General features: G+C 47.2%; 27 protein-coding genes. 16 read left to right on the top strand and 11 right to left on the bottom strand.

Annotated elements, in window-relative coordinates:
- The 9 genes from rpmD to rplQ all read left to right on the top strand — a co-directional run bounded on the left by rpmD (position 1) and on the right by rplQ (position 5446).
- The gene (gene rpmD, locus EOPP23_RS08135) at positions 1–183 is read left to right on the top strand and encodes a 50S ribosomal protein L30 (protein ID WP_153765458.1); all 183 of its coding nucleotides are present in this window, start codon (positions 1–3) and stop codon (positions 181–183) included.
- Position 184: 1 nt separating this feature from the next.
- Positions 185–619: a 50S ribosomal protein L15 gene (rplO, locus tag EOPP23_RS08130; RefSeq protein ID WP_153765457.1), complete on the top strand. Its 435-nt coding sequence runs from the start codon at positions 185–187 to the stop codon at positions 617–619.
- Complete coding sequence (secY, locus tag EOPP23_RS08125; protein ID WP_153765456.1) at positions 620–1945, top strand: preprotein translocase subunit SecY; 1326 nt, start codon at positions 620–622, stop codon at positions 1943–1945.
- 52 nt (positions 1946–1997) lie between these two features.
- Positions 1998–2111: a 50S ribosomal protein L36 gene (gene rpmJ, locus EOPP23_RS08120; RefSeq protein WP_153765455.1), complete on the top strand. Its 114-nt coding sequence runs from the start codon at positions 1998–2000 to the stop codon at positions 2109–2111.
- Positions 2112–2508: 397 nt separating this feature from the next.
- On the top strand, positions 2509–2865 hold the full coding sequence (gene rpsM, locus EOPP23_RS08115; protein WP_153765454.1) for a 30S ribosomal protein S13: 357 nt from the start codon (positions 2509–2511) through the stop codon (positions 2863–2865).
- A 55-nt stretch (positions 2866–2920) separates the two neighbouring features.
- Positions 2921–3310, top strand: a complete 390-nt coding sequence (gene rpsK, locus EOPP23_RS08110; RefSeq protein ID WP_153765453.1) for a 30S ribosomal protein S11 — start codon at positions 2921–2923, stop codon at positions 3308–3310.
- 19 nt (positions 3311–3329) lie between these two features.
- The gene (gene rpsD / locus EOPP23_RS08105) at positions 3330–3950 is read left to right on the top strand and encodes a 30S ribosomal protein S4 (protein WP_153765452.1); all 621 of its coding nucleotides are present in this window, start codon (positions 3330–3332) and stop codon (positions 3948–3950) included.
- Between the two features lie 31 nt (positions 3951–3981).
- Positions 3982–4983, top strand: a complete 1002-nt coding sequence (gene rpoA, locus EOPP23_RS08100; protein ID WP_153765451.1) for a DNA-directed RNA polymerase subunit alpha — start codon at positions 3982–3984, stop codon at positions 4981–4983.
- 76 nt (positions 4984–5059) lie between these two features.
- Positions 5060–5446 (top strand): 50S ribosomal protein L17, encoded by a 387-nt coding sequence (gene rplQ / locus EOPP23_RS08095; RefSeq protein ID WP_153765450.1) that lies wholly within the window; start codon positions 5060–5062, stop codon positions 5444–5446.
- 63 nt (positions 5447–5509) lie between these two features.
- On the opposite strand, the gene EOPP23_RS08090 is transcribed toward rplQ, so the two are convergent.
- Positions 5510–6067, bottom strand: a complete 558-nt coding sequence (locus tag EOPP23_RS08090; RefSeq protein ID WP_153765449.1) for a hypothetical protein — start codon at positions 6065–6067, stop codon at positions 5510–5512.
- Positions 6068–6278: 211 nt separating this feature from the next.
- Here EOPP23_RS08090 and EOPP23_RS08085 point away from each other — a divergent pair, with 211 nt between their 5' ends.
- Positions 6279–7556: an amino acid permease gene (locus tag EOPP23_RS08085; RefSeq protein WP_153765448.1), complete on the top strand. Its 1278-nt coding sequence runs from the start codon at positions 6279–6281 to the stop codon at positions 7554–7556.
- A gap of 351 nt (positions 7557–7907) precedes the next feature.
- Here EOPP23_RS08085 and EOPP23_RS08080 read toward each other — a convergent pair whose 3' ends face one another.
- The 3 genes from EOPP23_RS08080 to EOPP23_RS08070 form a co-directional block, all read right to left on the bottom strand.
- Positions 7908–9284: a KamA family radical SAM protein gene (locus EOPP23_RS08080; protein WP_153765447.1), complete on the bottom strand. Its 1377-nt coding sequence runs from the start codon at positions 9282–9284 to the stop codon at positions 7908–7910.
- A 236-nt stretch (positions 9285–9520) separates the two neighbouring features.
- Positions 9521–9958 carry a polymer-forming cytoskeletal protein gene (locus tag EOPP23_RS08075; RefSeq protein WP_153765446.1) on the bottom strand — a complete coding sequence of 146 codons (438 nt, stop codon included), beginning with the start codon at positions 9956–9958 and terminating at the stop codon, positions 9521–9523.
- Positions 9959–10078: 120 nt separating this feature from the next.
- Positions 10079–10744, bottom strand: a complete 666-nt coding sequence (locus tag EOPP23_RS08070; protein ID WP_153765445.1) for an SDR family NAD(P)-dependent oxidoreductase — start codon at positions 10742–10744, stop codon at positions 10079–10081.
- A gap of 113 nt (positions 10745–10857) precedes the next feature.
- Here EOPP23_RS08070 and EOPP23_RS08065 point away from each other — a divergent pair, with 113 nt between their 5' ends.
- Positions 10858–11649: a hypothetical protein gene (locus EOPP23_RS08065; protein ID WP_153765444.1), complete on the top strand. Its 792-nt coding sequence runs from the start codon at positions 10858–10860 to the stop codon at positions 11647–11649.
- A gap of 78 nt (positions 11650–11727) precedes the next feature.
- Here EOPP23_RS08065 and uvrA read toward each other — a convergent pair whose 3' ends face one another.
- Positions 11728–14550, bottom strand: coding sequence for an excinuclease ABC subunit UvrA (gene uvrA / locus EOPP23_RS08060; RefSeq protein WP_370514714.1), 2823 nt, complete (start codon positions 14548–14550; stop codon positions 11728–11730).
- Positions 14551–14614: 64 nt separating this feature from the next.
- Complete coding sequence (locus EOPP23_RS08055; protein WP_194842545.1) at positions 14615–15229, bottom strand: hypothetical protein; 615 nt, start codon at positions 15227–15229, stop codon at positions 14615–14617.
- Between the two features lie 314 nt (positions 15230–15543).
- Here EOPP23_RS08055 and EOPP23_RS08050 point away from each other — a divergent pair, with 314 nt between their 5' ends.
- Entirely contained in the window at positions 15544–16884 is a 1341-nt protein-coding gene (locus EOPP23_RS08050; RefSeq protein WP_153765442.1) for an MFS transporter, read from the top strand.
- Positions 16885–16960: 76 nt separating this feature from the next.
- Positions 16961–17587 (top strand): single-stranded DNA-binding protein, encoded by a 627-nt coding sequence (ssb, locus tag EOPP23_RS08045; RefSeq protein WP_153765441.1) that lies wholly within the window; start codon positions 16961–16963, stop codon positions 17585–17587.
- Between the two features lie 59 nt (positions 17588–17646).
- On the opposite strand, the gene sbmA is transcribed toward ssb, so the two are convergent.
- The 3 genes from sbmA to EOPP23_RS08030 form a co-directional block, all read right to left on the bottom strand.
- Entirely contained in the window at positions 17647–18642 is a 996-nt protein-coding gene (gene sbmA / locus EOPP23_RS08040) for a peptide antibiotic transporter SbmA (protein ID WP_153765440.1), read from the bottom strand.
- A gap of 102 nt (positions 18643–18744) precedes the next feature.
- Entirely contained in the window at positions 18745–19212 is a 468-nt protein-coding gene (locus EOPP23_RS08035; protein ID WP_153765439.1) for a hypothetical protein, read from the bottom strand.
- 58 nt (positions 19213–19270) lie between these two features.
- Positions 19271–19705, bottom strand: a complete 435-nt coding sequence (locus tag EOPP23_RS08030; RefSeq protein WP_153765914.1) for a GNAT family N-acetyltransferase — start codon at positions 19703–19705, stop codon at positions 19271–19273.
- A gap of 83 nt (positions 19706–19788) precedes the next feature.
- On the opposite strand from EOPP23_RS08030, the gene EOPP23_RS08025 reads away from it, so the two are divergent.
- Positions 19789–20364 (top strand): 5-formyltetrahydrofolate cyclo-ligase, encoded by a 576-nt coding sequence (locus EOPP23_RS08025; RefSeq protein WP_194842544.1) that lies wholly within the window; start codon positions 19789–19791, stop codon positions 20362–20364.
- Positions 20365–20809: 445 nt separating this feature from the next.
- On the opposite strand, the gene EOPP23_RS08020 is transcribed toward EOPP23_RS08025, so the two are convergent.
- Positions 20810–21679 (bottom strand): LysR family transcriptional regulator ArgP, encoded by an 870-nt coding sequence (locus EOPP23_RS08020; RefSeq protein ID WP_153765437.1) that lies wholly within the window; start codon positions 21677–21679, stop codon positions 20810–20812.
- Positions 21680–21885: 206 nt separating this feature from the next.
- Here EOPP23_RS08020 and EOPP23_RS08015 point away from each other — a divergent pair, with 206 nt between their 5' ends.
- Positions 21886–22485, top strand: a complete 600-nt coding sequence (locus EOPP23_RS08015) for a LysE/ArgO family amino acid transporter (RefSeq protein ID WP_153765436.1) — start codon at positions 21886–21888, stop codon at positions 22483–22485.
- Positions 22486–22563: 78 nt separating this feature from the next.
- Positions 22564–23949, top strand: a complete 1386-nt coding sequence (locus tag EOPP23_RS08010; RefSeq protein WP_153765435.1) for a hypothetical protein — start codon at positions 22564–22566, stop codon at positions 23947–23949.
- A 58-nt stretch (positions 23950–24007) separates the two neighbouring features.
- On the opposite strand, the gene rep is transcribed toward EOPP23_RS08010, so the two are convergent.
- Positions 24008–26020: a DNA helicase Rep gene (gene rep / locus EOPP23_RS08005; RefSeq protein WP_370514713.1), complete on the bottom strand. Its 2013-nt coding sequence runs from the start codon at positions 26018–26020 to the stop codon at positions 24008–24010.
- Positions 26021–26120 lie beyond the last annotated feature (100 nt).

Below are 26120 nucleotides of genomic sequence, written 5' to 3'. Positions count from 1 at the left end.
ATGGCTGAGAAGATCAAAGTAACGCTCTTGAAGAGCACGAACGGTCGCCTCGAAAGCCACAAGGCTTGCGTCCGTGGCCTGGGTCTGCGTCGCATTAGACATACTGTTGAAGTAGAAGATACTCCTGCAGTACGCGGCATGATCAACAAGGTTAACTACCTCGTTAAGGTCGAAGGAGAATAATATGCGTCTTAATACTCTGAGTCCTGCCGAAGGCAGTCGTAAAGAGCGCAAGCGTGTTGGCCGTGGTATCGGTTCCGGTCTGGGTAAGACTGGTGGCCGTGGTCACAAAGGTCAGAAGTCCCGTTCCGGTGGTTCCGTTAAGCCAGGTTTTGAAGGTGGTCAACAGCCACTGCAGCGTCGTCTTCCTAAGTACGGTTTTACCGCACGTAAGACACGCTTCAGCGCTGAGATCCGTCTGCATGAGCTGAGCAAGGTTGAATCCGAAGTGATCGATCTGGCTGCTTTGAAGGCTGCAAATCTGGTCAACGGTAGCATCCTGCGTGCGAAAGTGGTACTGTCCGGCGAACTGAATAAAGCCGTAACACTGAAAGGTGTGGCAGCTACCAAGGGCGCTCGCGCCGCGATCGAAGCTGCTGGTGGTAAGATCGAGGACTAAATGGCTAAGACACTACCTGTTGGGAATCAAAGCGGATTGGGCGAGTTGATCTCTCGTATCAAATTCGTCTTTCTGGCGATCCTGGTTTACAGGATCGGAGCTCATATTCCGGTTCCGGGCATCAACCCTGATGCTCTGGCTCGGTTGTTTCAACAAAATGAGGGCACGATACTAGGCCTGTTCAACATGTTCTCCGGCGGTGCGTTGGAGCGGATGTCTGTACTAGCGCTCGGCATCATGCCTTACATTTCGGCTTCGATCATCATTCAGTTGATGACTGTCGTAAGTCCGCAGCTGGAGCAATTGAAGAAGGAAGGTGAATCTGGTCGTCGCAAGATCAGCCAGTACACCCGCTACCTGACAGTGTGCCTGGCGTTCGTCCAAGGTATGGGTATGACCGTAGGTCTTGCCAACCAGGGCGTCGCCTTCAATCCTGACTTCAGCTTCCATCTGGTGGCTGTAGTAACCTTCGTGACCGGTGCTGTCTTTATGATGTGGCTGGGTGAGCAGGTTACTGAGCGCGGGATTGGTAACGGCATCTCTATCCTGATTTTTGCAGGTATTGTCGCTGGTCTGCCAAGTGCTATAGGGCGGTCTTTCGAGTCCGCTCGACAGGGTGACATAAACATCCTGGCGCTGCTCGCTGTTGCGCTATTAGCAATTGCAATTATCGCGTTTGTAGTCTTTATTGAACGTGGTCAGCGTCGCATCACTGTAAATTACGCCAAGCGTCAGCAAGGTCGTAAAGTGTTTGCGGCACAGAGCAGTCATTTGCCTCTGAAAGTGAATATGGCGGGTGTAATTCCTGCGATCTTCGCTTCCAGCCTTCTGTTATTCCCAGCCTCCATTGCACAATGGTTTGGTCAGGGTGAAGGCATGGAATGGATGCAGAATATTGCACTGGCACTAGGTCCTGGTCAGCCGCTGAACATCGTTCTGTTCTCGGCAGGCATCATCTTTTTCTGCTTCTTCTACACTGCACTGGTCTTCAATCCGAAGGACGTTGCAGACAATTTGAAGAAGTCTGGCGCATTCATCCCGGGTATTCGCCCAGGTGAGCAGTCAGCCCGATATATTGATGGTGTACTGACTCGTCTGACTATGTTTGGCGCCCTCTATATGACAGCCGTGTGTCTGTTACCACAGTTCTTGGTAGTGTCGGCCAACGTGCCTTTCTACCTTGGTGGTACCAGCTTGCTGATTGTGGTCGTAGTTGTCATGGATACCATGGCCCAGGTGCAATCACACCTGATGTCACATCAGTACGAGTCACTGCTGAAGAAATCCAATCTTAAGGGCTACGGTGGTGGTGGCCTGATCCGCTAAGCGGCGGGTCTGCTTTCCATAGCCTGGTTCTGCATCGATTGTGGAGTGAATAATGAAAGTACGTGCATCGGTAAAGAAAATCTGCCGTAACTGCAAGATCGTAAAGCGCAATGGCGCTGTTCGTGTGATCTGCGTTGAGCCACGTCACAAACAGCGTCAAGGCTGATTGTGAAGCAGAGGTCTGCGGTTAATCCCGCAAGCATAAGCCAAGACCTCAGCAGGCTTTAGGTAAATACAACCGTTCATGGTGACATGAGCGGTTGTATTTTGTCGTAAGGAGGATTAAAATTTCCGCCTTTCGACCTGTTAGTTGTTTAAGCATCTAGCAAGGGCTTCAAAAAAGTTCGGTTTATCCCGTTCTGGCTCTGTATCTTCAGGTGCAGATGTAAGCCCTGACGTTGTCTGCCTCTAGATAGCGAAGTGTTCATGCCTCGCTATGAGTCGATCTCCGGATTGGCTTTATGAAGTCTACAGGCGAAAATAACCGTGAACTCGAAATGTCCTGGTTCTGTTTTATCAGAACATGGATGAACTCACGGCAAAAAATAAACGGAGACGATTGAATGGCCCGTATTGCTGGCGTCAACATCCCGGATAACAAACATGCTGTTATCTCGTTGACCTACATATTCGGCATCGGTAAGACCACAGCCCAAAAGCTGTGCGAAACGACTGGCGTTAAGCCAGATGCCAAAGTTGCTGAACTGAGCGAAGATCAACTGGAAGCGCTGCGTGGTGAAATCACCAAGCTGGACGTTGAAGGCGATCTGCGTCGTGAAGTTAGCATGAACATTAAGCGCCTGATGGATCTGGGTTGCTACCGTGGTATTCGCCACCGTCGCAGTCTGCCAGTTCGTGGTCAGCGCTCCAAGACGAATGCTCGTACCCGTAAGGGACCACGTAAGCCAATTCGTAAGTAAGTATCATTTAAGAATGGCTTTAACTCCATTCTTATAAAACAGGATTTATTCTGATATGGCAAAGCCAGGTACTCGTTCACGTAAAAAAGTTAAAAAGACGGTAGTTGACGGTGTTGCACACATTCACGCCTCTTTTAACAACACAATCGTGACCATTACCGACCGCCAGGGTAACGCTCTGTCCTGGGCCACAGCCGGTGGATCCGGTTTCCGTGGTTCTCGTAAGAGCACGCCATTTGCTGCGCAGGTTGCAGCTGAGCGTGCAGGCAATGCGGCCGCTGATTACGGTCTGAAGAATTTGGATGTTTGCGTTAAAGGACCTGGTCCTGGCCGCGAATCCGCTGTACGCGCACTGAGCGCTTGTGGTTACAAGATCACTAACATCACTGATGTTACCCCGATCCCCCACAATGGTTGCCGTCCGCCTAAAAAGCGTCGTGTATAAGCAGGAGTCGATTTAAAAAATGGCTAGATATATTGGTCCTAAGTGCAAGCTGTCTCGTCGCGAAGGCACTGATCTCTTCCTGAAGAGTGGCGTTCGTGCACTTGACTCTAAGTGCAAGGCAGAAATTCCTCCAGGTCAGCACGGCCAGCGTCGCGGTCGTCTGTCTGACTACGGTGTACAGCTGCGTGAAAAGCAGAAAGTTCGTCGTATCTACGGCGTACTGGAGAAGCAGTTCCGTAACTACTACAAGTCTGCTGACAACAAGAAGGGTGCTACTGGTTCAAACCTGTTGCAACTTCTGGAAGGTCGCCTTGATAATGTAGTTTACCGCATGGGATTCGGTTCCACCCGTGCCGAAGCACGTCAGCTGGTAAGCCACAAAGCTATCACAGTTAACGGCAAAGCCGTAAACATCGCATCTTTCCAGGTTCAGCCTGGTGATGTGGTTGCTGTTCGTGAAAAGGCAAAGAACCAGCTGCGTATCAATGCAGCACTGGAACTGGCCGCTCAACGTGGGTTCTCTACCTGGGTTGAAGTAGATGCCAGCAAGAAGGAAGGTACCTTCAAGGTGCTGCCCGAGCGGAGTGATCTGGCTGCCGACATCAACGAAAACTTGATCGTCGAGCTGTACTCCAAGTAAGGGATAAACAGTTAGGTGGGGTGTTACATCCATGCAGAATTCGGTTACTGAATTTCTAACTCCGAGACACATTGATGTCGAGGAAATCAGCCTGACACGGGCAAAGGTTACTCTGGAACCGCTGGAACGTGGTTTTGGACATACCTTGGGCAACGCATTGCGTCGCATTCTTCTCTCTTCCATGCCAGGTTGTGCTGTAACGGAAGTAGAAATCGATGGCGTACAGCACGAGTACAGTGCTATCGAAGGTGTTCAGGAAGATGTCATCGACATCCTGCTGAACCTGAAAGGTCTCGCCATTCGTATGACTGGTCGTGACGAAGCAACACTGAACCTCACCAAGAAAGGTGCAGGTCCTGTGACTGCTGCAGACATTCAGCTGGATCACGATGTAGAAATCGTTAACCCGGATCACGTAATCGCTAATCTCAATGAGAAAGGCGATATCAATATGAAGCTTCGTATTGCTCGTGGTCGTGGTTATGAATCCGCTGACAGTCGTCGTCAGGACGAGGAAGAGACTCGCGCAATTGGTCGCCTGCAACTGGATGCCACCTATAGCCCTGTTTACCGCGTATCCTACGTCGTCGAAAGTGCTCGTGTTGAGCAGCGTACCGACCTGGACAAGCTGGTAATTGATCTGGAAACCGACGGTACTCTTGATCCGGATGAAGCTATCCGCCGCGCTGCAACTATTCTGCAGCAGCAGCTGGCTGTATTCGTTGATCTGGAAGGCGAGGCTGAGCCAGAGCCAGTTAAGGAAGAGGATGAAGTTGATCCTATCCTGCTGCGCCCTGTTGATGATCTCGAACTGACTGTACGTAGTGCGAACTGCCTGAAGGCAGAGAACATCTACTACATTGGTGACCTGATCCAGCGCACTGAGGTTGAACTGCTCAAGACCCCGAACCTGGGTAAGAAGTCCCTGACTGAAATCAAGGACGTTCTTGCTTCTCGTGGTCTGAGCTTAGGTATGCGTCTCGACAACTGGCCTCCAGCCAGTCTGAAGGGCGACGACAAGATTTCTGCTTAAGCAGCCAATACGCCTCTTTCACCTGCGTTAAAAACGTCAGGTGAAAGGCAATTGGTAGAATGAGGAAGTTTGTGCCATGCGTCATCGTAAAAGTGGCCGCAAGCTCAACCGGAACAGTTCACATCGTAAAGCGATGTTTAAGAACATGACTGCTTCTCTGGTTGAGCACGAAGTAATCAAGACTACACTGCCGAAGGCTAAAGAGCTTCGTCGTGTAGCTGAGCCGCTGATCACCTTAGCTAAGGAAGATAGCGTAGCTAACCGTCGTCTGGCGTTCGATCGTCTCCGCAACAAAGCGACTGTTGGTAAGCTGTTTACTGACCTGGGTCCACGCTTTAAAGAGCGTCCAGGCGGTTACATCCGCATCCTGAAGTGTGGATTCCGTAAGGGTGACAACGCGCCTATGGCTATCGTTGAGCTGCTGGATCGTCCAGTTGCTGCAGCGGAAGCTACTGAAGAGTAAGTTTTACTTTTCAGGCATAAAAAAACCGGACCTAGTGTCCGGTTTTTTTATGCACAGAAAAAATTAATTTTCTTCTGAACATAGTTTTTCAATACTAACTACGGTTCCAAGCTGATTACATTCGACTTCTGTGCATTGCTTAAAGTCGTCTTCGACTTTTTTGATCATTTTTTCAAGATCAAGATTGCTCTCAGGTGTTCCAAGCCCAAGCTTTAGATCTTTCTTTAACTGTTTGAGATTGCGAATTGTACTAACTGGATGATTACAAACTGATCCATCTGGATATTTGTAAATGGGGTCCGTTGCATCACTGCATACTGCCGTTTTATCATCGGGAGTGATAAATGCAGGATTGTTATAGCCTCCTGGTGTGTTTACATATACTCGTACTTCATTATCTGTAACGATAAAACTATTCAAAGCGAATGTGCCATCTCCGTAGGCTGTTGTACGAACTCTATAACGGCACTCAGGACTGAACGGAGCCTGATCACTGAGTGGTACTAATTCCCAAGCCTCTTCTGATGAGCTATCGATATTGGCTTCAATGTTTATCTCTTCAGCATAAAGTTGAGAAACAGAGCAGATTAATGCTGAAATGCATAGAGCTCTTTTTAACATGACTACTTCCCATAATTATTATTGGAATCTTGAAAATAGTTTATGTAAGGCAATACAGCACTTTTTGGTTTTCTTTTTTTAAATAGCGCTTGATATCTGTATATTCAAATATATGAGAGTCCGTATATTAAATAATCTCTCAAGACTTTCTGATTAGTAAAGCGTCTATAGGGCTATACTTTTATTTCCTTGTATAAGGAGTCCTTTTTAGATGAGTGATGAGCCAGCCTGCTGTGTTAAGACCTCAAACCATTCCGTTACTCATGCATGGACTGCGAAAGAGACAGGCTGGTTGTTTAGTCATATAGGTACCGGTATCGGTGCTGGTCTTCTCTATCTTCCTATTGCTGCTGGAAGTGGTGGTGCCTTTTCGCTGCTACTAATGGTCTTAGTAAGTGGGCCTATTGTTCTACTCAGTCATAGAGGGTTGACTCGTTTCTGCCTAGCTTCTCAATGTGATGATGGCGATCTTGGTCATATCGTCAGAAGTAGCTTTGGTGAGAAAATAGGACGATGGCTTGTACTGCTCTGTTTTTTATCAATGTTTCCAGTACTTCTGCTTTACAGTATTGGCATTACGAATGTCACTGAAAGTTATTTTCAGAACCAGCTGGGAATAGTTATTGAATCGAGGTCTCTCTTAGCCTTTGGCTTGATTACCATGATGGTCGTGTTGTTCTGCAGTCGTGAAAGTCTTGCTCTGAGTATTTTAAGTAGTCTCGTTTTTCCTCTGATTATTGTTCTTCTTTGTCTTGCTCTGTATTTGATACCTCAGTGGCGGCTGGATTTTATCAGCCAGCCTTTTTCACTGGCTGATTCTCTGAAAAGTTTCTTTTTGATTCTGCCAGTTTTGGTATTTTCGTTTTATCACGCGCCGATTAGCCCGACATTTTCACGTTCGTATCTCAGGTCTATAAAGGATATCCATCGCTGTATTGCTATCACAGATAAAGTGCACTTCAGAAGTTCGGCACTCTTGTTGCTTATTACTCTATTCTTTGTTTTTTCCTGCCTGATGGCCTTAACACCGGATCAGATTCATCAGGCAAGAACAGATAATTTACCTGTGTTGTCAGTATTAGCTAATCAGCCTGATAACCGGTTTCTGTCTGCAACAGCACCAATCATCGCTTTTGTTTCGATTCTTACTTCATTCTTTGGTTTCTTTATAGGCACTGTTGAGATGATGAATGGATTTCTTGTTGGGGTGCAGGGAAAAAGCCAGCAGGAAGCCGGACACTATCATCGGGTATCGATACTACTGATTATTGTCAGTTGCTGGATTGCTGCAACGTGCAATTGGAGTGTTCTGTCTGTGATTGAACTGATCGTAGCGCCAATGATGGCTATTATACTGTTTTTTATTCCGGTTATTGGACTCCGAAAAAAAACGGCAATGCGCATGTATTGGAATCGCTGGAGCGATTTATTTGTTTTGATTACGGGAAGTGTAGTTATCGCAGGTTTTGCAGTCTCACTAATTTTATAACACGCATAAAAAAAGCCGAGTCCCCTCAAACCCGGCTTTGCAAGACTGACAATCTTGAATAACTACGTGACTTGCATCCTGCTTGTCGTTATTTTTTCCCTGAAAAAACGATCTTGATCCTGCTTTTTCTGTGTTCAGATTGTTTGTCTATGTCTCTATTGTACGTAGTCGTACGTATCATTGATTGATTTAAGTCAATATTGATAACTGTTGTTAATGTTTTTGTTTTGTTGTTCGATGGAGCGAAATTTTCTTTGAAGTAGCGTTTATAAATAGGAGCGTATGGCGAGGAAGAGGTGAGAAGAGAGCCTTGGGCTCTCTTCTCTGGTAGGTAAGCAAGTTTAAGTACTATCAGGCCCCGCGAGCTTCACACATAGCCTTGTATTCGTCTTCGTAGAAGAACTTGTCTTCACCAAAAGCTGGTTTCAAATCATCCAGCCAGGTCGCTTCTTCATCGTACTTGGCAAAGAATGGGCGGTAGCACCAGTCGGGATTACGGCCCTGCAGGAAGCGCAGTACAAATACTTTCTCGCCATTAATTTCAGCAACACCGGTAATTTCGACTTTACCGGGGCCTGCACTCATGGATGGTCCGCGAACCGTACGACCAAGTCCGGACATTTGAGTCACTGCTTCCTGGAAAATTTCGTAGGCACGAGCCAGAGAAATTTCAAAATAGTGCTTGGCGCCGGTATCACGAGCCACAAAAAAGTAGTAAGGAATTACGCCCAGAGACAGCTGTGTCTTCCAGTTTTCTACCCACACACTGGCGTCGTCGTTGATGTGACGAGTCAGTGGCGCCTGGGCACGAATGTTGGCACCTGTCGCACGAATGCGCTTGATCGCTTCTTTGCAGACGTCTGTTTTCAGTTCTGCATAGTGGTCAAAATGCGCCATAAACGCCAGATGCTTACCGGAATCAACGATCTTCTTGAACAGTTCCATCAACTCATCAGCATCGTCGTCCTGAGTGAAACGGTATGGCCAGAAGGTAAGGGTCTTGGAACCGATACGGATATGACGAATATGGTCAAATTCTGGCTCCAGCAGTGGCTCCAGATAAGCCTTAAGAATCTTGGTCTTCATTACCAGCGGGTCACCACCGGTAAACAGTAAATCTGTGATTTCGTGATGGGCTTTCAGGTATGAGTGCATGGTAGCTGCATCGGTAGCAGCCATCTTCAATTCACTGTCACCAATGAATTGTGCCCAACGGAAGCAGAACGTGCAGTAACTGTGGCAGGTCTGACCCTGACTCGGGAAATAGAGGGCAGTTTCACGGTATTTGTGCTGCATGCCTTCAACAGGCTCACCGTCAATCATAGGTGCATTCATCACCTTTTGACCGGCAGGGTGCGGGTTCATACCCATCTGGATTTCGTGTGCTGCTTTTTTGATGTTTTCACGGCTTTCACCTGCTTTATGCAGTTTGGCCATGAAATCAAAGTCAGTTGCTTTCAGCATTTCCTTCTGAGGGAACATCAGACGGAAGATCGGGTCAGCTGGAATGTTATTCCAGTTGATCAGCTCGTTGATTACGTATTCGTTGACACGGAACGGCATCACGCTGGCTACAACCCGGATGTCAAACTGCATGTCTTCAGGCAGTTTTGTGAACTGCTCGATCTTGTCGATATTCCGCTCGGTGTAAACCGTATAGGGGCGAGCGTCAGTGCTGGAGCTTTCGGCAGTAACAATAAGATTGTCGGCTTGAGTGTATGCGTTCAATGCCAATCCTCATTCAGTGGAAGTGAAATTCGAAACCAAAGCATTCCTGTGGCTGTGCTCATATGAGCAGCCATGGAAAAAAGTGGTTTATAATTTGCGTGTATTTTTCCACACTGATCAGAAAACCGACATTCGATATAACCGCTATACCGTAGTGGTGATCTGGGATTGGATCACTTAATTATTCGGGGAGGAGAAGAAGCCTGATGGGCTTATCAGGCTTCGGAAATGCTGTATCAGGCAGATTTCAGCTTTTTAACTTCAGCTTTCTTGTCTTCATCTTTAGGCAGTAGCTCACCACTCTTGTGCATGCGCTCCATTTTGCCGTTAATAGCAGCGCCGGCGACCATTTCCATAACATCGTAGTAGACGTTACCTTCAACCAATGCCTTGGCAGACAGTTCCAGCTTTTCAGTCGCGTATACGTCACCGATTACATGACCGTTGATAATGACATGAGCCGCACGGATATTGCCGTCGACGCTGCTGCCATCAATTAGCTGCAATTTGCCGTCGCTGGAGGATACATTACCCTTAATGCCGCCTTCCACATGAACGGTTCCGCGGAACCGGATATCGCCCTCGACTTCCGTACCTGCTGCGATCAGGGTGATGGCATTGTTGTGTTGAGCATTGCTCGACGAACTGCTGTCTGAATTCTTGCTACCAAACATGATGGACTCCCATGGCCTGCTGATTTATTACTGTCCATCATCCGTGACTATTTCTACCCTTCAATCCGTAAAGGAACATATCAGAACTAAAGTATTAATTTACCATTTAACCACGGCGATCTATTTACGAGAAATAGTAATGTCGGAAATATATCCGTGTTCAGTCCCGGCCAGGGCCTGAATCAACATGCCTGCGGCTTCGTCAGCGGACATGAATGTGGTCGTATCCCTGTCTTTTTCAATATTCCAGAAGTCTGTTGCCATTCCGCCAGGGTATACGGCAATTAGTTTCATCGGAGACTTTGAAGCTTTCAGCTCCTGTCGTACAGATTCAACCAAAGCTCTTACTGCCCACTTGGCAGCACAGTAAGTGCTCTCGCCACCTTTTGGCTGCAGTGCTGCGGTGGACATAACAACAACGACACTGACCGCCTGATCACGGTAACGGGCGACAAGCTCTCTCAGCAGTAATGTGGCACTGAGAATGTTGTTATTAAATAGCTGGATAATGTCGTCAGGCTGTTGATCCTGAATCTGGCCAAAGTAGCCGCTGCCTGCGCAGTGAATAACAGTGGTCGGTGCAATATCAAGCTGGTTTATCAGACTGTTGATGCTGTCTGGGCTGGTCAGATCAGCAGGGATAGCTTGAGTTTTGTTGTTTGTCGCTTTAACCGCTTCAAGACGTTGCTGATTACGGCCAGTGATTACGACATCCTGACCTGCTTCGGCGTATTGTTGAGCCAGTGCTGCACCAAGGCCACTGCTGGCACCTGTAATCAAAATCATTGGATATGTCCCGCTAGAACGAAAGTAGCGACTTTACCATCTTCAGAAGCTCTTGACGGGTTTAGAAAAACTTTAACTATAATGGGAGGCCGCACGTTTTTCTGGAGATTAAAATGCAGCGATGGGCCTTCATTTTATGTTTATCGCTAACACTTTTGCCCTTTTGGGTGTCAGCGAACTTTGATCAGACAAAGACTGAATGTGAAGCAGAGAAACAAAATGAAGCGCTGACCACTGAAGTCTGTGATTTGATAGCTGGGTATAGAACCATAGTTGTTCATACAGCTGATTTGACGGGATTATTTTCCATTAATCACTTGTACTTGATGATTGAGCCTAAAGCAGCTTCAAGCCGTTTTGCTGACAAGGAATTGAGGCAAATTGAGAATACTTTTGCTACTAGAGGAAGTTTTGATTCCCGAGCGGGATTATTTGATATTGACCTCTTTAAAAGTGTGCTTGCCAGAACTCTAGGTATTCAGAGTGATTTAAGAAAAAAGCATTTAGAAGCAGAAAAACTGGAATTGAAAGATTTTTCTATGAGATCGAGTAAGGCCAGATACTGGACTGTTTCAGCTATGATCGGAGCACGGAAAGGCAGTGTTTCATTAGCCTATGATGAAACAAGTCTGGGATCTTCCATTTACCAGAGGCTTGTTTCATCGGTTTCAATGGGGACTCCTCCAGTCATAACCTGGGTAGCAAGCTGTGCTGACTCCACTAATCTTTACTTTGTTTGTCCGTTTAAAGAAAGTGTTAGAGAGAGGGTTGGGGGTTATTTCAGCAGTTTATTAAGAAGGCCGCTGGATACTAATGAGACCAATCTTTATCGGGCAATCAGTCCTGTCCGCTCTGGTGCAAGCTTTGTGGTTGAAGGACATAAAACAATTAGCGGTCCCTATTAAAAGTGATATGTATATGTACAAGCTTTCAAAAAGTATGAGAAAGAGCAAGCTGCTTCCTCATACTTTTCAAATTACGGTTTAACCAAGCATCGGTTTAAGAAAATGCCCAGTATGAGAAACTTTATTGGCGGTAACTGTTTCAGGCGTGCCAGTCGCAATAATCTCGCCACCGCCATCACCACCTTCAGGGCCCAGGTCTACTACCCAGTCGGCCGTTTTGATCACGTCCAGGTTATGTTCGATAACAACAACGGTATTACCGTGATCCCTCAGTCGATGCAGTACCGCCAGTAGCTGCTCAATATCGTGGAAGTGCAGACCTGTGGTCGGCTCATCCAGAATATACAGTGTCTTGCCGGTATCACGCTTGGACAGCTCTTTCGCCAGCTTCACCCGCTGAGCTTCACCGCCAGACAGTGTTGTCGCATTCTGCCCCAGACGAATATACGACAGACCTACATCCATCAGTGTTTGCAGTTTGCGTTTAACGGCAGGAATCGGCTCAAAGTATTCCAGAGCGTCTTCCACGGTCATATCCAGCACTTCATGGATACTCTTGCCCTTGTATTTAACGTCCAGAGTTTCACGGTTATACCGTTTGCCCTTACAAACGTCACAAGGCACATAGATATCCGGCAGGAAGTGCATTTCTACTTTTATGACACCGTCACCCTGACAGGCTTCGCAACGACCGCCTTTAACGTTAAAGCTGAAACGTCCAGGCTTGTAGCCACGGGATCGGGCTTCTTGTGTGCCGGCAAACAGGTCACGAATGGCCGTGAAAATACCGGTATAGGTTGCAGGATTTGAGCGTGGTGTACGGCCAATAGGGCTCTGGTCAATATCGATGCATTTATCGAAGTTACTGATACCAGTGATTTTCTTATGTTTTGCTGCGGTCAGGGTGGAGGCCTTGTTCAAGGCCGTTGCTGCCAAAGGATAAAGAGTGCCGTTAATCAGTGTTGATTTACCGGAGCCGGAAACACCGGTAACGCAGGTCATCAGACCCACCGGAATTTCAAGGCTGACATTCTTCAGGTTGTTACCGGAACAGCCTGACAGCTTGAGCATCTTCTTTTTATCAACCGGTGTGCGCTGTTCAGGGATAGCGATTTTACGGATACCGGAAAGATATTGACCTGTTATTGATTCAGGATCACTCATCACCTGTGCAGGCGTTCCCTGAGCAATGATCTGACCACCATGAACACCTGCGCCGGGGCCAATATCAATAACATGGTCTGCCATACGAATGGCATCTTCGTCGTGTTCTACGACGATAACTGTATTACCAAGGTCACGGAGTCGTGTAAGCGTACCAAGCAGACGTTCATTATCACGCTGATGCAGACCAATGCTGGGCTCATCCAGAATGTACATAACGCCGACAAGACCGGCACCAATCTGGCTAGCCAGACGAATACGCTGGGCTTCACCACCGGATAGAGTGTCTGCGCTGCGATCCAGTGTCAGATAGTTCAGGCCAACATTGACGAGGAAGCTCAAACGATCGCAAATTTCCTTGAGAATCTTCTCGGCAATCTCGCCTTTCTGCCCCGGCATAGTCAGGTTCTGAAAGTAATCCAGCGCTTTCTCGACAGGTTGTTCAACCAGTTGCGGCAGAGTCTCGTCATTGATAAAGACATGACGAGATTCGGTTCTCAGTCGTGCGCCGTTACAGCTGGGGCAGTGCGATGTGCTCAGATACTTTGACAGTTCTTCACGAACGGACTGGGACTCGGTTTCACGGAAGCGTCGTTCAAAGTTGGGAATGATGCCTTCAAAACAGTGACGCTTTTTATAAACATCGCCACGGTCGTTTACGTAACTGAAGTCAATCTGCTCATCACCGGACCCTTGCAGGATGAGTGCCTGGTGTTCTGCTGTGAGATCATCAAACGGAGTATCAATATCGAAGCCGTAATGACCAGCCAGTGATTTAAGTAGATGGAAATAGTAAACACTGCGGCGATCCCAGCCACGGATAGCACCTTCAGCCAGAGTCAGTTCAGGGTGTTGAATAATCCGTCCTTCATCAAAGAACTGTTTCACGCCCAAGCCGTCACAGGAAGGGCAGGCACCTGCCGGATTGTTGAAGGAGAACATGCGTGGTTCTAGCTCATTAATGCTGTAACCACAGGATGGGCAGGCAAAACGGGCGGAGAAAACAATATCGTCCTGATCACCGTCCATAAAACTGAGAGAGGCTAGGCCATCGGTCAGGTCCAGTGCGGTTTCAAAGGATTCCGATAGGCGCAGCTGAAGGTCATCACGAATCTTGAAACGGTCTACAACCACTTCAATGGTGTGCTTCTTCTTTTTATCCAGAGTCGGTGGAGTATCCAGATCAGTAACAATGCCGTTGATTCTGGCGCGGATAAAACCCTGAGTCTTCAGCTCGTTAAACACATGCAGGTGTTCACCCTTACGATCTCGAACGACAGGCGCCAACAACATCATTTTGGTGCCTTCCGGCAGCGCAAGAGCCTGGTCAACCATCTGGCTGACGGTCTGTGCTTCCAGGGGCAGATGATGTTTAGGGCAGCGTGGAGTACCGGTTCTGGCAAAGAGCAGACGAAGGTAGTCGTAAATCTCGGTAATGGTTCCGACAGTGGAACGAGGGTTGTGGCTGGTGGACTTCTGTTCGATAGAGATGGCCGGTGATAAGCCTTCAATATGGTCAACGTCCGGCTTTTCCATCATGGAAAGAAACTGGCGTGCATACGCAGAGAGTGACTCTACATAACGACGCTGGCCTTCAGCGTAAAGCGTATCAAAGGCCAGAGAAGATTTGCCGGAACCGGACAGGCCTGTGATCACAATCAGGCTGTCCCTTGGCATCTCAAGGTCAATGTTTTTCAGGTTATGGGTTCTGGCACCCTGCACCGTAATTTTATCCACAGCCACTCCTTATCCGCACAGCCTGAAAGCAAACAGGAGATTATAAGGGATTGGCTGTTTGATTTCAGTGAAACAGAGAATATGGGTTGAGCAGGGAGAATACGTTGAGAGCAACCATTCCCACATGTTTGTTTAACCATGGGTGTTTACAGTCGCAATCAACAGCTCTTGCTACCAGAGAGCCGGCCAGCATCATGAAGTGAAACATCTCATAGCTGTACCCTGTAATCACATCAACTGTGCTGGTGATCTGTTCTTCAAGGAAGTGGCTTAACCCCATAGCCAGATAGACCGCAATAAACGTTTTCTTGATGGTTTGAGTATTGGCTTTCGAGCTGCAGCAATGGCCGGATTTACACATTACTTTTTGATAGTTCTCAAACGCTTTCAATACTCCCATCGTCAGCATGCTTAAACGCATAGTGAATGGCAGGGTGAAAAAATAGTTGTTATCAGAATTTATCTGTACTCGAAGGCTTTGTTCCAGGGGGCTCTGTTCTAGAGAACAACTTCCCAGCAATAAACTTTGATTGCTGGCGGGGATACAAATATGACGGCTGGCACTATAGTTTCTTGGAGCATAGTTTTCGGGAACGGGAGTAAATTCCAGATGAATGTTACTGAAGAAATTCTCCGGATTACTGTGAAAATTTTCTTCAGCACTAATTGTGCCTGACATCAGCAGCAGTAAAAAAAGGAAGCGGAACTGGTGCATAGCTTACATCGAATTCTTTTTTATTACTCGATCCTTGAGCGAGATCCTTGAGCCAGAAACGGCCTTTCAGAGTCATCAGAATAGTTCAGAGCTTAATTTTCTGCCGATGAAAAATGAACAGCCCTCTCCCTCTGAAGCTGTTTCCTGATAAACTTTGCTGTTTGCTTTAGTAAGTATTCAGATATACGAATTCGTGGGCAAACAGCCACTTAATATTCGACTGCGTGTGTCTACACACTTACCTTATTACATTTAGTACCTTATTAAAGAAGTCAGGAATGTCTCCACAGGAACTGAAATCGACCGTCTCGCTCTCACTGGTCTTTGTTTTTCGTATGTTCGGGCTCTTTATGGTCCTGCCCGTTCTGGTCCTCTATTCCAAAGAACTGGAAGGGTTTACTCCGGCGCTTGCCGGACTGGCCATTGGAGCTTATGGCCTGAGTCAGGCGGTACTGCAAATTCCCTTTGGCTGGATGTCGGATCGCTTTGGCCGTAAACCCGTCATTGTCGTCGGTATGCTGATCTTTATGATCGGTAGTCTGGTGGCTGCTTACGCCGACACAATGCATGGCGTGATCTTTGGTCGTATTCTTCAGGGTTGTGGTGCCGTAGCCGGTGCTGTGACTGCGCTTCTGGCTGACCTGACTCGTGAGCAACACCGAACCAAAGCCATGGCGGTATTTGGTATGAGTATTGGCTTTTCCTTCTCAATAGCCATGCTTCTGGGGCCACTGTTTGCCGGTTGGTGGGGGCTGACTGGCCTGTTTACCAGTAATGCCATAATGGCTGGCCTCGGTATCGCGGTTCTTCTGACATTGGTACCAACACCGGTGGTGACCCGAACTGATCTGAACACCAAATTCAGCAAAAATGATTTGGTTAAGGTGGTGAAGAATCCGGAGATGCTGCGTTTGATGGCAGGCATTTTTACTCTGCATTTTGTTTTGATGGCTCTTTTTGTTTATTTGCCTCAGGTGCTGGAAAAGTCACTGGAGATTCCCCGTGACAACCATGGCTGGATTTACGTGGCTGCTCTGGCTATCTCTTTTGTGATGATTATCCCGGTGATCATCTTCAGTGAATCCAAACGAAAGCTCAAACAGTGCTTTGTTGGCTCTATCACTGTTCTGCTGGCGGCTGTTGCTGCGATGTCGAATGTGAACGGTGTGCTGCTGGGTATTTTCCTGTTCTTTGCGGCTTTCAATTTCCTTGAAGCCACTCTGCCATCGCTGGTGAGTAAACTCTCACCTTCAGGCACCCGCGGAACGTCCATGGGGATCTACTCAACCAGTCAGTTCCTGGGTGCTGCACTGGGTGGCTCCTTAGGTGGTCTTGCTATGCAAAACTGGGGCATGAATGGCGTTATTATTGTTTGTGTAATTCCTACTGCACTCTGGTGGTTATTGTCTGTTACCATGAAACAACCCCCCTATGTCAGCAGTATGGTTATGGCCCTCGACTCATCGGTGAGCCTGGATGCACGAACAATTGGCAAGGAACTGGCCATTATCCCCGGGGTTGAAGAAGTCACTGTGCTGGATAGCGAAAAAACTGCCTATCTGAAAGTGGATAAGAAAGTAGTGGATATGACAGTGCTGCGCCAATACGGCGAGTGCTGATCCTGTTGTTTATATGGCGACAGTTCCTATTATGCTGTACTGACAAAACGAATTTTATTGAATACTGGAGATACTGATGGCAACACGTGGTGTCAACAAAGTCATTTTGGTTGGTAATCTGGGCAATGATCCAGACGTCCGCTTCACTCCAAATGGCAGCGCCATTGCCAACCTGAGCGTGGCGACCAGTGAAACCTGGATGGACAAAAACACTCAGCAGCGTCAGGAAAAAACAGAATGGCACCGTGTTGCCATTTTTGGCAAGCTGGCTGAGATTGCACAGCAGTACCTGCGTAAGGGTTCCAAGGTTTACATCGAAGGTAAACTGCAGACTCGTAAGTGGCAGGATCAGCAGGGTCAGGATCGTTACACGACAGAAATCGTTGTAGACGGATTCAGTGGCCAGATGCAGATGCTTGATGGCCGTGAAGGCGGTATGGGCGGACAGGCGCCTGCCGGTGGTGGTTATCAGCAACAGGCTCCGCAACAGCAGCCTCAGTCTGCACCTCAGCAGCAGTACGCACCGCAGCAACCACAACAACAGCAGGCTGCTCCTCAACAGCAAGCTTACGGCCAGCAGCCGCAGTCACGTCCTGCACCTGCTCCACAGCAGCAGAGACAACAGCAGGCAGCACCTCAGCAACAGCCAGCTCCTGCAGCTGCTGGTGGCTTTGATGATTTTGATGACGATATCCCGTTCTGAGGCCGGAATATCGCCATACAAAAAAGCCTCCACTGCGGAGGCTTTTTTGTATATAAGATTTAAGCTTCAGTGACCCCTTCAGAGTGGTCATCTATTACCTGCTCAAACGCCTTCAAACGCTTGTAGATAGAAATCAATTCAACAATTACGCCCCAGGAATTCACCAGGAACTGGAAGGACTCTTCTACTCTGCCGAATGCACGGATCACCTGTTGCATCACACCCAGTGTGATAGCTCCGGCAACAATAGTCGGGCCCATGGCAATGTAAGGAACAATGACGGTGAACTGGAGATAGGACCACTTGGCCACATCAAAGTAGAGATAATGCAGGTAGAGGGTGAAATAGTTTTTACGGACATTACCAAACAGTTCTTTGACAGTTGGAGGATCTGCTCTTTCTGCATGATCTTCACCCAGCACCAGCTCTTTTCGATAAGCCGCTTCTACCCGCTGGTTATTGAATTCCAGTCCAGGCAGTTTTATACCCACGGCAGCCAGCAATACAGTACCTGTGGCTGCGGAGATAATGGCGATAAAGACAAAAGCGTGCTCAACGTGACCGATCCAGGGCAGTTCGGTAACGTGGGAGCTCAAGCCCCAAAGGATGGGTAGGAAAGCAACCAGGGTCATCAGCGAGCGCATGAAAGCAACGCCCAGAGACTCCATGATTCTGGCGAAGCGCATGGTGTCTTCCTGCACACGCTGTGCCGCACCTTCAATATGACGAACCTTGTGCCAGTTGGCCATATAGTATTCATTCATGGCTGTGCGCCAGCGGAATACATAATGTTTGATGAAGAAGTCGAGAAGCACTGCAACTACGATGTAGATGCCGGCTATTTCAGCAAACTGCAGGCACTGCGCCAGAAACTCATCAAAGGTGTGTTTGCCGGGATTGCCCAGAGACTCCTGAATCGTGTTGTAAAAGCTACCAAACCACTCGTTGATTCTGACGTCCAGCTGGACCTTATACCAGGTCACCAGAAGGATGGCTGTGGAGCCTATCAGTGACCAGAGCAGCCACTTTTTATTAAGAAAAAACGATTTAAACATTCATTCTATCCATAAGTGATTTTTAGATTCATAGATAGAATAGTTATCGTTAACCCCAACAAAGGCAAGTCTTACCTACAGAAGCGGCGTCTCAGAGTGGTGCTATTGCCAGAACTTCCAGAAGGGCTTGTTACGCTTTTCCTGCCAGATTTTGAACTTTTCTGAAATACGCTGATTGATCAATTCCTGATTGGCACGGTTGTAAGTGACGTGGAATTCTGACGGTAGTTCCTTAACCAGAACTTCCGAGTAGTCCTTGAGATATTCGCCTTTTTCAAAGTTGAAATAGGACATAGTGAACTGGTTGCCTTCAAAAGAAAGCATGTCGTCGCTCAAGGTCCGATTCCAGCAGTTGTAGACATCGATTGCAGACAAAGAGTGATCAAAATAGCCAGCCAGTGCATCCTCGCAGTCTTCCTTAAAACCTTCACTGACCAGATCGTTTTCTATCAGCCAGCCAAGGTAGAAGGCGGTGTGAATGGATGCCTGCTCTTTGGGTAGCTGATTCTTTTGAACGGTCTTTTCGTGGTATTTGGCTTTGTCGTATACAGTAAGGTCTATGCTGTCCATGATGTGCTCGATATATATTCTTATAGGCAGATGTTCAGAAATTCAGTGAGTACAGGTTTCACTGATAGATTGTCGGGTTGTGCTTCTCCATATAATTTTCAGGCACTGCAGCCGGTTTAAAACCGTACCTTTCATACAGGCCATGAGCGTCACCTGTCATTAGAGCGATCCTTCTTAAACCCTGCAAATCCGGGTGTTCAAGAATGCATTCCATCAGCCATTTGCTCAGGCCCTGACCTTGAAAGTCCGGCAAAACAAATACGTCAGCAAGATAGGCAAAGGTTGCCTTATCGGTGACCAGTCGGGCAAAACCAACCTGTTCATTTTTTTGATAAATGCCAAAGCAGAGTGAGTTCTGGATAGCTTTGGTAACCGTCGCTTCAGGAACGCCCTGACACCAGTAGGCGTCTTTGGATAAATACGCGTGGATGACAGAAAGGTTCAAGCGAGACTTGTCTGAGCTGATGCTGAAATTATTGTTATACCAGTCCATTGTTTTACTACCCAATTTATCTATCACGGTATCTATCGCTGTATAATGTCATTCCGACACAATAAAAAACAGGGCTGGATGCAGTGGATCGAGCAACCCTACGACAACAGTTGCGAGCTAACAGAAAGGCTCTGACAGAAGCTGATCAGCAAACAGCAGCCACTCAGTTGGCAGAGCTGGTTATCAGCCAGCCATTTTTTGAGCAGAGTAAGAAAGTTGCGCTGTATCTGGCCAGTGATGGTGAGATTAATCCTGAGATCGTTGCCAGTAAAGTGTGGCAACAGGGTAAACAGTGTTTCCTGCCAGTGCTCGATCAGAAGGATTCGAAGCGGATGTATTTCCAGCGTTATACGTCTGACACGGTGATGACTGAAAACCGTTTTGGTATTCCTGAGCCGGAGTTTAGTGCGGATGAACAAGTATCAGCTGAACAGCTTGATCTGGTCTTGATGCCTTTAACGGGGTTTGATGAGCAGGGAAATCGATTGGGAATGGGAGGTGGCTTTTATGATCGAACCTTTGCATTTATCAAGGCAGGCGAGAAACCGTTATTGATCGGTTTGGCTCATGAGTGCCAGAAGGTGGATCAGATACCGGTAGAAGACTGGGATGTTCCTATGTACGGTGTCATTACTGGTCAGGCGTTTTATCAATCCTAAGTAAGCCGTTCCCTGGCCTACTCAGCTCTGTAGATCAGCTTATTGTTACGGTAGCTGCTGTGGTAAGGACAGCTAGAACAAAGGCCGTGATCAACAGGCTCATGGGATCGCGTTTGGGGCTAACCATTTATGTAAGACTCCGTTTATATAATTAGTATGTGGCTGTCTTCTATTTCTTAACTGTACGTCTTAATTGCACTTCTTAAACAATTGCAGTCAGCATAAGGTGGTTCAATACCAGTCACTGAGGCCGGTATTCTGGACTACTTTTGTTGCTTTTTTGTTAAGCGTTTAGAATTTCGCATATATAGGTGTTGTCCGCAAGCGACATTCGTCGTTGATAATGGATTTGTTGATGCAGGTCTATTTTCAAAAATTATTGAACTTTTATTGTTTGTGATTTTCGATAAAGAATAAACAGGTTAGATGGAAAGTGCTTTTCTATTCATTTTAAAATTTGTTTTGCACTTTTCAGAATACAGTGACTGACTTCCTCCATAATCTCTGATGTTAAGCTCCAGTAATGCCAGTAAAGTGGAACAGTGATGGTCTTTTCCGGAGTCATTTCTATGACTTCCTGAGTATCAAGAAAGGGTTGAGCCTGTAATCTTGGCGCTATTGCATAGGCAATACCGGCGCGGGCAGCATCAAGAAAGGCTTCGGTGGAAGGTAGTTTGTGAGCAGGGTACTGTCCCGGCTGTAAACTAAAATGCTCCATCAGAAACTCATTATGAAGGTTGTCGTTGCAACCAAACTCGATGGTTGGAATATCAGAGAAAGAATGATTTTTATAACGATCGACAAATTCCGGTGTTGCCACTGTTATATATTCCATCTCTCCGAGTTTCTCGCTGCGACAGCCTTGATGGGGTTGCTGTTTTGTCGTGATACAGCCCATCACTGATCCGGCTTTCAGATATTCGTGAGTAACATCCTGATCATCCAGTGTGAAATTCAGCAGAATATTTTTTTCAAAGAGTGGGCTGAATATTGCTGGTAGCCAGGTAGCAAGTGAATCAGCATTCACGGCAAGGTGCACAGTTTGAAACGTTTGCTCAGACGTCTGCTGAAGGCCAGTCATAAGGTCTCGCTCAAGAAGCTGCACCTGTCGACTGTGCTGAATCAGCTTCATGCCCTCTTCTGTTGCCTGTACTGGCGTTGAACGAACCAGCAATGGCAGGCCAACTCGCTGCTCCAGTAGTTTGATTCGTTGAGAAACAGCAGACTGGGTCAGAGCGAGTGACTGCGCAGCCCGTTCAAAACTGCCCTGATGCACAACCTCGGTCAGGGCTGCCAGTAGTTTGTAATCAAACATCGTTATACCCTTCGCCTTTGAAGATGTGGGGTCGTTGGCTGCTCTTGGGTACAAGCAGTTATTAGAAATTCTTATGTGAATTTACATATATTAATTTTTCGAATGAGATTAATCACGGTTTAATAGCTCGAAATAATGCAGGAAGAAGCATCCGGGTGCGGATATGTCTTCGTTCTCAACAATCGAATCATCAGTGCAGTATCTCTATGTTTGAAATATACATGAAAGGCCTGTTACTCAGTGGCGGCTTGATTATTGCCATTGGCAGTCAGAATGCTTTTTTGCTGGGGCAGAGCCTGAGGCGTGAGCATCACATACTGGCTGCCAGTATATGTGCCGTCAGTGATGTCTTTCTGATTTTTGCAGGAGTCATGGGGCTTGGTGCCTTGATTCAGGGACAGCCACTGTTGCTGTCTATTGCCCGCTGGGGCGGTGCGGCCTACCTCATTCTATTTGGCTTTATGTCCTTGCGAAAAGTGTTTCACACTGAACAGCTGGTGGCAGAGAAAGCGCTGAAAGCCAGTTGGCAGAAAGTCGCTTTGGCTACTCTCGCAGTCACCTATCTGAACCCTCATGTTTATTTGGATACCATGATTCTATTGGGCGGTATCGGTGCCCAATATGGTGAACAACGCTGGTTATTTGTAGTGGGTGCTGCCACAGCATCACTAATTTGGTTCTATGGTCTCACTTTTGGTGCGGCTAAACTGGCGCCGCTGGTCTCATCTCCCCGCGTCTGGAAAGTGATTGATCTTCTGGTGTGTGTGGCCATGTGGTTGGTGGCGGCAAGTTTGATTTTAAACTGACACTCATCAGGAATTATTTCTATAGGGATACTGTCTACTTTAAATGAAGCATTCTGGAATGATCATTTGGAGTAGATTATGAAGACGGACTGGTTGAAATATATTGTGGCTCTCTCGGCCCTGACAGTATCTCTGGCGAGTCAGGCCGACCTGTCTGATAAGAATAAAGTCATTGTTTTATACGAAAGCAACAGTGAAGCCCATGTGGTCCTGACATCACGTGAAAATCCCGGACAGGTGATTGCCAGTGGTACAGCCAGTCCAGTTCATGTTTCCTATACCTGTAAGGGTAGAGATGTTTCAATGACTTCATTGGAAGGCATGGGGCATCCGGGAACTATTGAGAACACAGACTCTGAAGGAGTTCTGTTTGCTGTTGCCCTTGATCAGCTCAAAAAATCAATTGCCTGCAGTGCCAGGAAGCATGATAGCGTTGAGCCAGTCACTCTATCCGGTTTCTATATCGGTATTGCTGGTTATGAGTACTATGCTGACAAAGAACGTGTTTATCCTCTGTCGACAGAAGTGGTCACCAAAGAAACGTTTATCTGGCATGACTATACAAATATTCTTTCACAGCGCGGCTTCGAATTGTCAGGTAGCGCTGCTCGAAAAATGGAAGGTGAGCACAAAGCGCTGGCCGATGCTGTTCGATTGAAAGCGATGTCTGATTCCATATTAAATAATGCTGACTTTCTTCAGCTGACAACCTATGCCATTGGTTACATGATTCGAGATGGTGTGCTCGTTGAAGGTTCAAATACAGAGCTTTATAAAAACAGAGTGCCTCAGGGCGGCGAATTCACTCTGGGTAAGGAGTTTCAGAATCGTTATTTAAAGTACCTTGCCTTTAATGTGACAGCTCAGGATTTAAAACTGCCTGAATTGAAAGTTCTCGATCTGGCTCCCATTGTGCGGCTCTACGCACAGATAGTAATGGGGGCACTACTGAACAACCCACAAGTTGGATATCCAGTACCTGGATTACCGACCAGACGATTCAATCATTACTTCTCAAGGCTCTACACTTCTAACGAAATGATTGAAAAGGCAGGTTATGACCCAAAAGTTTCTCGTCCTTCGATTATGGTGAGTGAAGCGGGCTATACCGTTACTCAGGCGCTTGATCCATCAATGACACAAAAGCCTGATGATATGGATCAGCAGATATGGGAGAGTGGAATAAAGGAGCTCTCTGCAATGGCGGTTTCGACAATAGAAGATCCTATTGTTGAGCTGGCTCAAAAACTTGCTGAAAAAAGAGAGAGCAAAAAATTAAAAGAAGCGCCTCTGATATTGATTGGTGAGCTTGATTTGAATGCATTAGCGAGTATTCGAGATTCACTTAAGCGACGTTTGGGTGAACTTTGGAACACTGTAATCATTGTTACACCCGCTGAGTTCAAGGCAGGTATTGCTGCTGCAGGTGTTGCGCGGTTGACTTTCTCTAAAGATGAGTTGTAATTAAATAGCCATTTGCCCGCTATGGACGGGAAAATGGCTTGAACACTCCCCTTAGTACTTACTCACTGAGCCTGTTTCTCAACATGGCCAGAGCTGCATTACCCGTTAGCTGGGTTTGTTCTTTAGAGGATTTCTTATCAAAGCCTGAATACTCCAGATCTTCCTGGGGCAGTTCATCAAGAAAACGGCTTGGGGTAGTATCTATCACCTCGCCGTATTGTTTGCGTTGTCCGGCCAGAGTCATGGTCAGTGACTTTCTGGCTCGGGTGATGCCTACATAAGTCAGTCGACGTTCTTCTTCAATATTATCTTCTTCAATACTGGTTCTATGAGGTAGAAGTTCTTCTTCCATACCCATCATATAAACATGAGGGTATTCCAGACCTTTGGAGGCATGAAGGGTCAGCATCTGTACCTTGTCGTTGTCTTCTTCTTCTTCCTGTCGCTCCATCATGTCACGGAGAATCAGGCGGGCAATGGCGTCTTCAACAGTGGCGTCTTCATCGCCTCGTTCAAGGCTCTGTTGCAGGGAATCAATGAGGAATGAGACATTGCCCATTCGTTTTTCCGCACCTGCCGGAGTTGGCGTCGTCTGAAACAGCCAGTTCTCGTAATCGCAGTCTTCTACCATTTCCCGAATGATTTGTATCGGGTCTTCACTGGTCTGACTGTTTCGGGAAACGGTGTCCATCCAGCTGACAAATCTTTGTAACTTTTCCAGATACTTGCCGGAAATAACCTCTGACAGTGCTGCGTCGTGGCAGGCGGCGTAAAGGCTTACATCATTGTCGCTGGCGTAGTTACCCAGTTTCTCCAGTGTGGAAGGGCCGATTTCACGACGAGGCACGTTCACTACACGAAGGAAAGCATTGTCATCATCCTGATTCACCAGCAGCCGCAGGTAAGCCATGATGTCTTTGACTTCAGCTCGTGAAAAAAACGACGTACCGCCATTAATGTGATAAGGAACCTGGTGATGCTGAAACTTCATTTCCAGCAATCGAGACTGAAAGTTACCGCGATAAAGAATGGCGTAGTCTTTCCAGCTGCTATCACCTTTAAGCTTGCGGGTAAGAATTTCGGTGGCGATGCGTTCGCATTCCATTTCATCATTGCGACACTTTACTACACGAATCATGTCGCCCATGCCCAGCTCACTCCACAGTGTCTTATCAAAGACGTGGGGGTTGTTGGCAATCAAGGTGTTGGCTGATTTCAGAATACGGCTGGTGGAGCGGTAATTCTGCTCCAGCTTGATGACCTTCAGGGAAGGATAGTCTTCATTCAGCAACGCCAGGTTCTCTGGTCGTGCACCCCGCCATGCATAGATAGACTGGTCATCGTCACCTACCACGGTCAGCTTGCCACGAATGCCGACCAGCTTGCTGATCAGCTCGTATTGGGCACCGTTGGTGTCCTGATACTCATCCACCAAAACGTAGTGAATTTTCTTCTGCCAGCGTTCCAGTACTTCCGGGTGCTCTCTGAACAACATGACCGGCTGTAAAATCAGATCATCAAAATCGACTGCGTTATAGGCTTTCAGGGTTCGGTTGTAGTGTTCATAAACTCTGGCTGCCAGCTGTTCGTGGGGCTGGCGGGCATTCATCATCGCCTGATCTGGCAGAATAAGGTCATTCTTCCAGCTGGATATAGTATGTTGAACGGTATCCACGCTTTCGTCATCAGACCCCATCTCACGCTGCATCAGTTCGCCAATCAGAGCGTGAGCGTCCTGAGCATCAAAAATCGAGAAGCCGGGCTTGTAGCCAAGGGTTTTATATTCACGGCGAATCAGATTAAGACCCAGGTTGTGAAAAGTGGAAACCGTTAAACCATGGGAAGCCTTGCCTTTGACCAGCTTACCAACCCGCTCCTTCATTTCTCGCGCGGCCTTGTTGGTAAAAGTTACGGCAATAATGCTTCGGGCACTGAGACCGCATTCCTGAATCAGATAGGCAATCTTGGTGGTGATTACACTGGTCTTGCCACTGCCTGCACCTGCCAGTACCAGCAGCGGAGTGTCGATGTATTTTACGGCTTCGGCCTGTCGGTCGTTGAGTCTATGCACGAGTGGGGTTCTGGGTCAGAGAGGAAAGAGCCAGTATATCAATAAACCGAGTAGAAATAGTTGTCAGGTTACTTTGACTCAGGTCAGCCATGAATTAACA

The organism is Endozoicomonas sp. OPT23 (assembly GCF_009653635.1).
Taxonomy (GTDB): domain Bacteria; phylum Pseudomonadota; class Gammaproteobacteria; order Pseudomonadales; family Endozoicomonadaceae; genus Endozoicomonas_A.
Note: the sequence above shows the minus strand (reverse complement) of the source record. Positions and strands in the feature narration are given on the sequence as shown.

What these genes read in the sequence shown, in the direction of transcription:
- EOPP23_RS08075 (WP_153765446.1), bottom strand. Translation starts at nt 9,958, where the DNA reads ATGTTTGGTAGCAAGAATTCAGACAGCAGTTCGTCGAGCAATGCTCAA.
- EOPP23_RS08085 (WP_153765448.1), top strand. Translation starts at nt 6,279, where the DNA reads ATGAGTGATGAGCCAGCCTGCTGTGTTAAGACCTCAAACCATTCCGTT.
- EOPP23_RS08015 (WP_153765436.1), top strand. Translation starts at nt 21,886, where the DNA reads ATGTTTGAAATATACATGAAAGGCCTGTTACTCAGTGGCGGCTTGATT.
- EOPP23_RS08020 (WP_153765437.1), bottom strand. Translation starts at nt 21,679, where the DNA reads ATGTTTGATTACAAACTACTGGCAGCCCTGACCGAGGTTGTGCATCAG.
- rplO (WP_153765457.1), top strand. Translation starts at nt 185, where the DNA reads ATGCGTCTTAATACTCTGAGTCCTGCCGAAGGCAGTCGTAAAGAGCGC.
- secY (WP_153765456.1), top strand. Translation starts at nt 620, where the DNA reads ATGGCTAAGACACTACCTGTTGGGAATCAAAGCGGATTGGGCGAGTTG.
- sbmA (WP_153765440.1), bottom strand. Translation starts at nt 18,642, where the DNA reads ATGTTTAAATCGTTTTTTCTTAATAAAAAGTGGCTGCTCTGGTCACTG.
- rpsK (WP_153765453.1), top strand. Translation starts at nt 2,921, where the DNA reads ATGGCAAAGCCAGGTACTCGTTCACGTAAAAAAGTTAAAAAGACGGTA.
- EOPP23_RS08055 (WP_194842545.1), bottom strand. Translation starts at nt 15,229, where the DNA reads ATGTCAGGCACAATTAGTGCTGAAGAAAATTTTCACAGTAATCCGGAG.
- EOPP23_RS08065 (WP_153765444.1), top strand. Translation starts at nt 10,858, where the DNA reads ATGCAGCGATGGGCCTTCATTTTATGTTTATCGCTAACACTTTTGCCC.
- EOPP23_RS08035 (WP_153765439.1), bottom strand. Translation starts at nt 19,212, where the DNA reads ATGGACAGCATAGACCTTACTGTATACGACAAAGCCAAATACCACGAA.
- rpsD (WP_153765452.1), top strand. Translation starts at nt 3,330, where the DNA reads ATGGCTAGATATATTGGTCCTAAGTGCAAGCTGTCTCGTCGCGAAGGC.
- rpmJ (WP_153765455.1), top strand. Translation starts at nt 1,998, where the DNA reads ATGAAAGTACGTGCATCGGTAAAGAAAATCTGCCGTAACTGCAAGATC.
- EOPP23_RS08030 (WP_153765914.1), bottom strand. Translation starts at nt 19,705, where the DNA reads ATGGACTGGTATAACAATAATTTCAGCATCAGCTCAGACAAGTCTCGC.
- EOPP23_RS08050 (WP_153765442.1), top strand. Translation starts at nt 15,544, where the DNA reads ATGTCTCCACAGGAACTGAAATCGACCGTCTCGCTCTCACTGGTCTTT.
- rplQ (WP_153765450.1), top strand. Translation starts at nt 5,060, where the DNA reads ATGCGTCATCGTAAAAGTGGCCGCAAGCTCAACCGGAACAGTTCACAT.
- rpmD (WP_153765458.1), top strand. Translation starts at nt 1, where the DNA reads ATGGCTGAGAAGATCAAAGTAACGCTCTTGAAGAGCACGAACGGTCGC.
- rpoA (WP_153765451.1), top strand. Translation starts at nt 3,982, where the DNA reads ATGCAGAATTCGGTTACTGAATTTCTAACTCCGAGACACATTGATGTC.
- rpsM (WP_153765454.1), top strand. Translation starts at nt 2,509, where the DNA reads ATGGCCCGTATTGCTGGCGTCAACATCCCGGATAACAAACATGCTGTT.
- EOPP23_RS08070 (WP_153765445.1), bottom strand. Translation starts at nt 10,744, where the DNA reads ATGATTTTGATTACAGGTGCCAGCAGTGGCCTTGGTGCAGCACTGGCT.
- EOPP23_RS08010 (WP_153765435.1), top strand. Translation starts at nt 22,564, where the DNA reads ATGAAGACGGACTGGTTGAAATATATTGTGGCTCTCTCGGCCCTGACA.
- EOPP23_RS08090 (WP_153765449.1), bottom strand. Translation starts at nt 6,067, where the DNA reads ATGTTAAAAAGAGCTCTATGCATTTCAGCATTAATCTGCTCTGTTTCT.
- ssb (WP_153765441.1), top strand. Translation starts at nt 16,961, where the DNA reads ATGGCAACACGTGGTGTCAACAAAGTCATTTTGGTTGGTAATCTGGGC.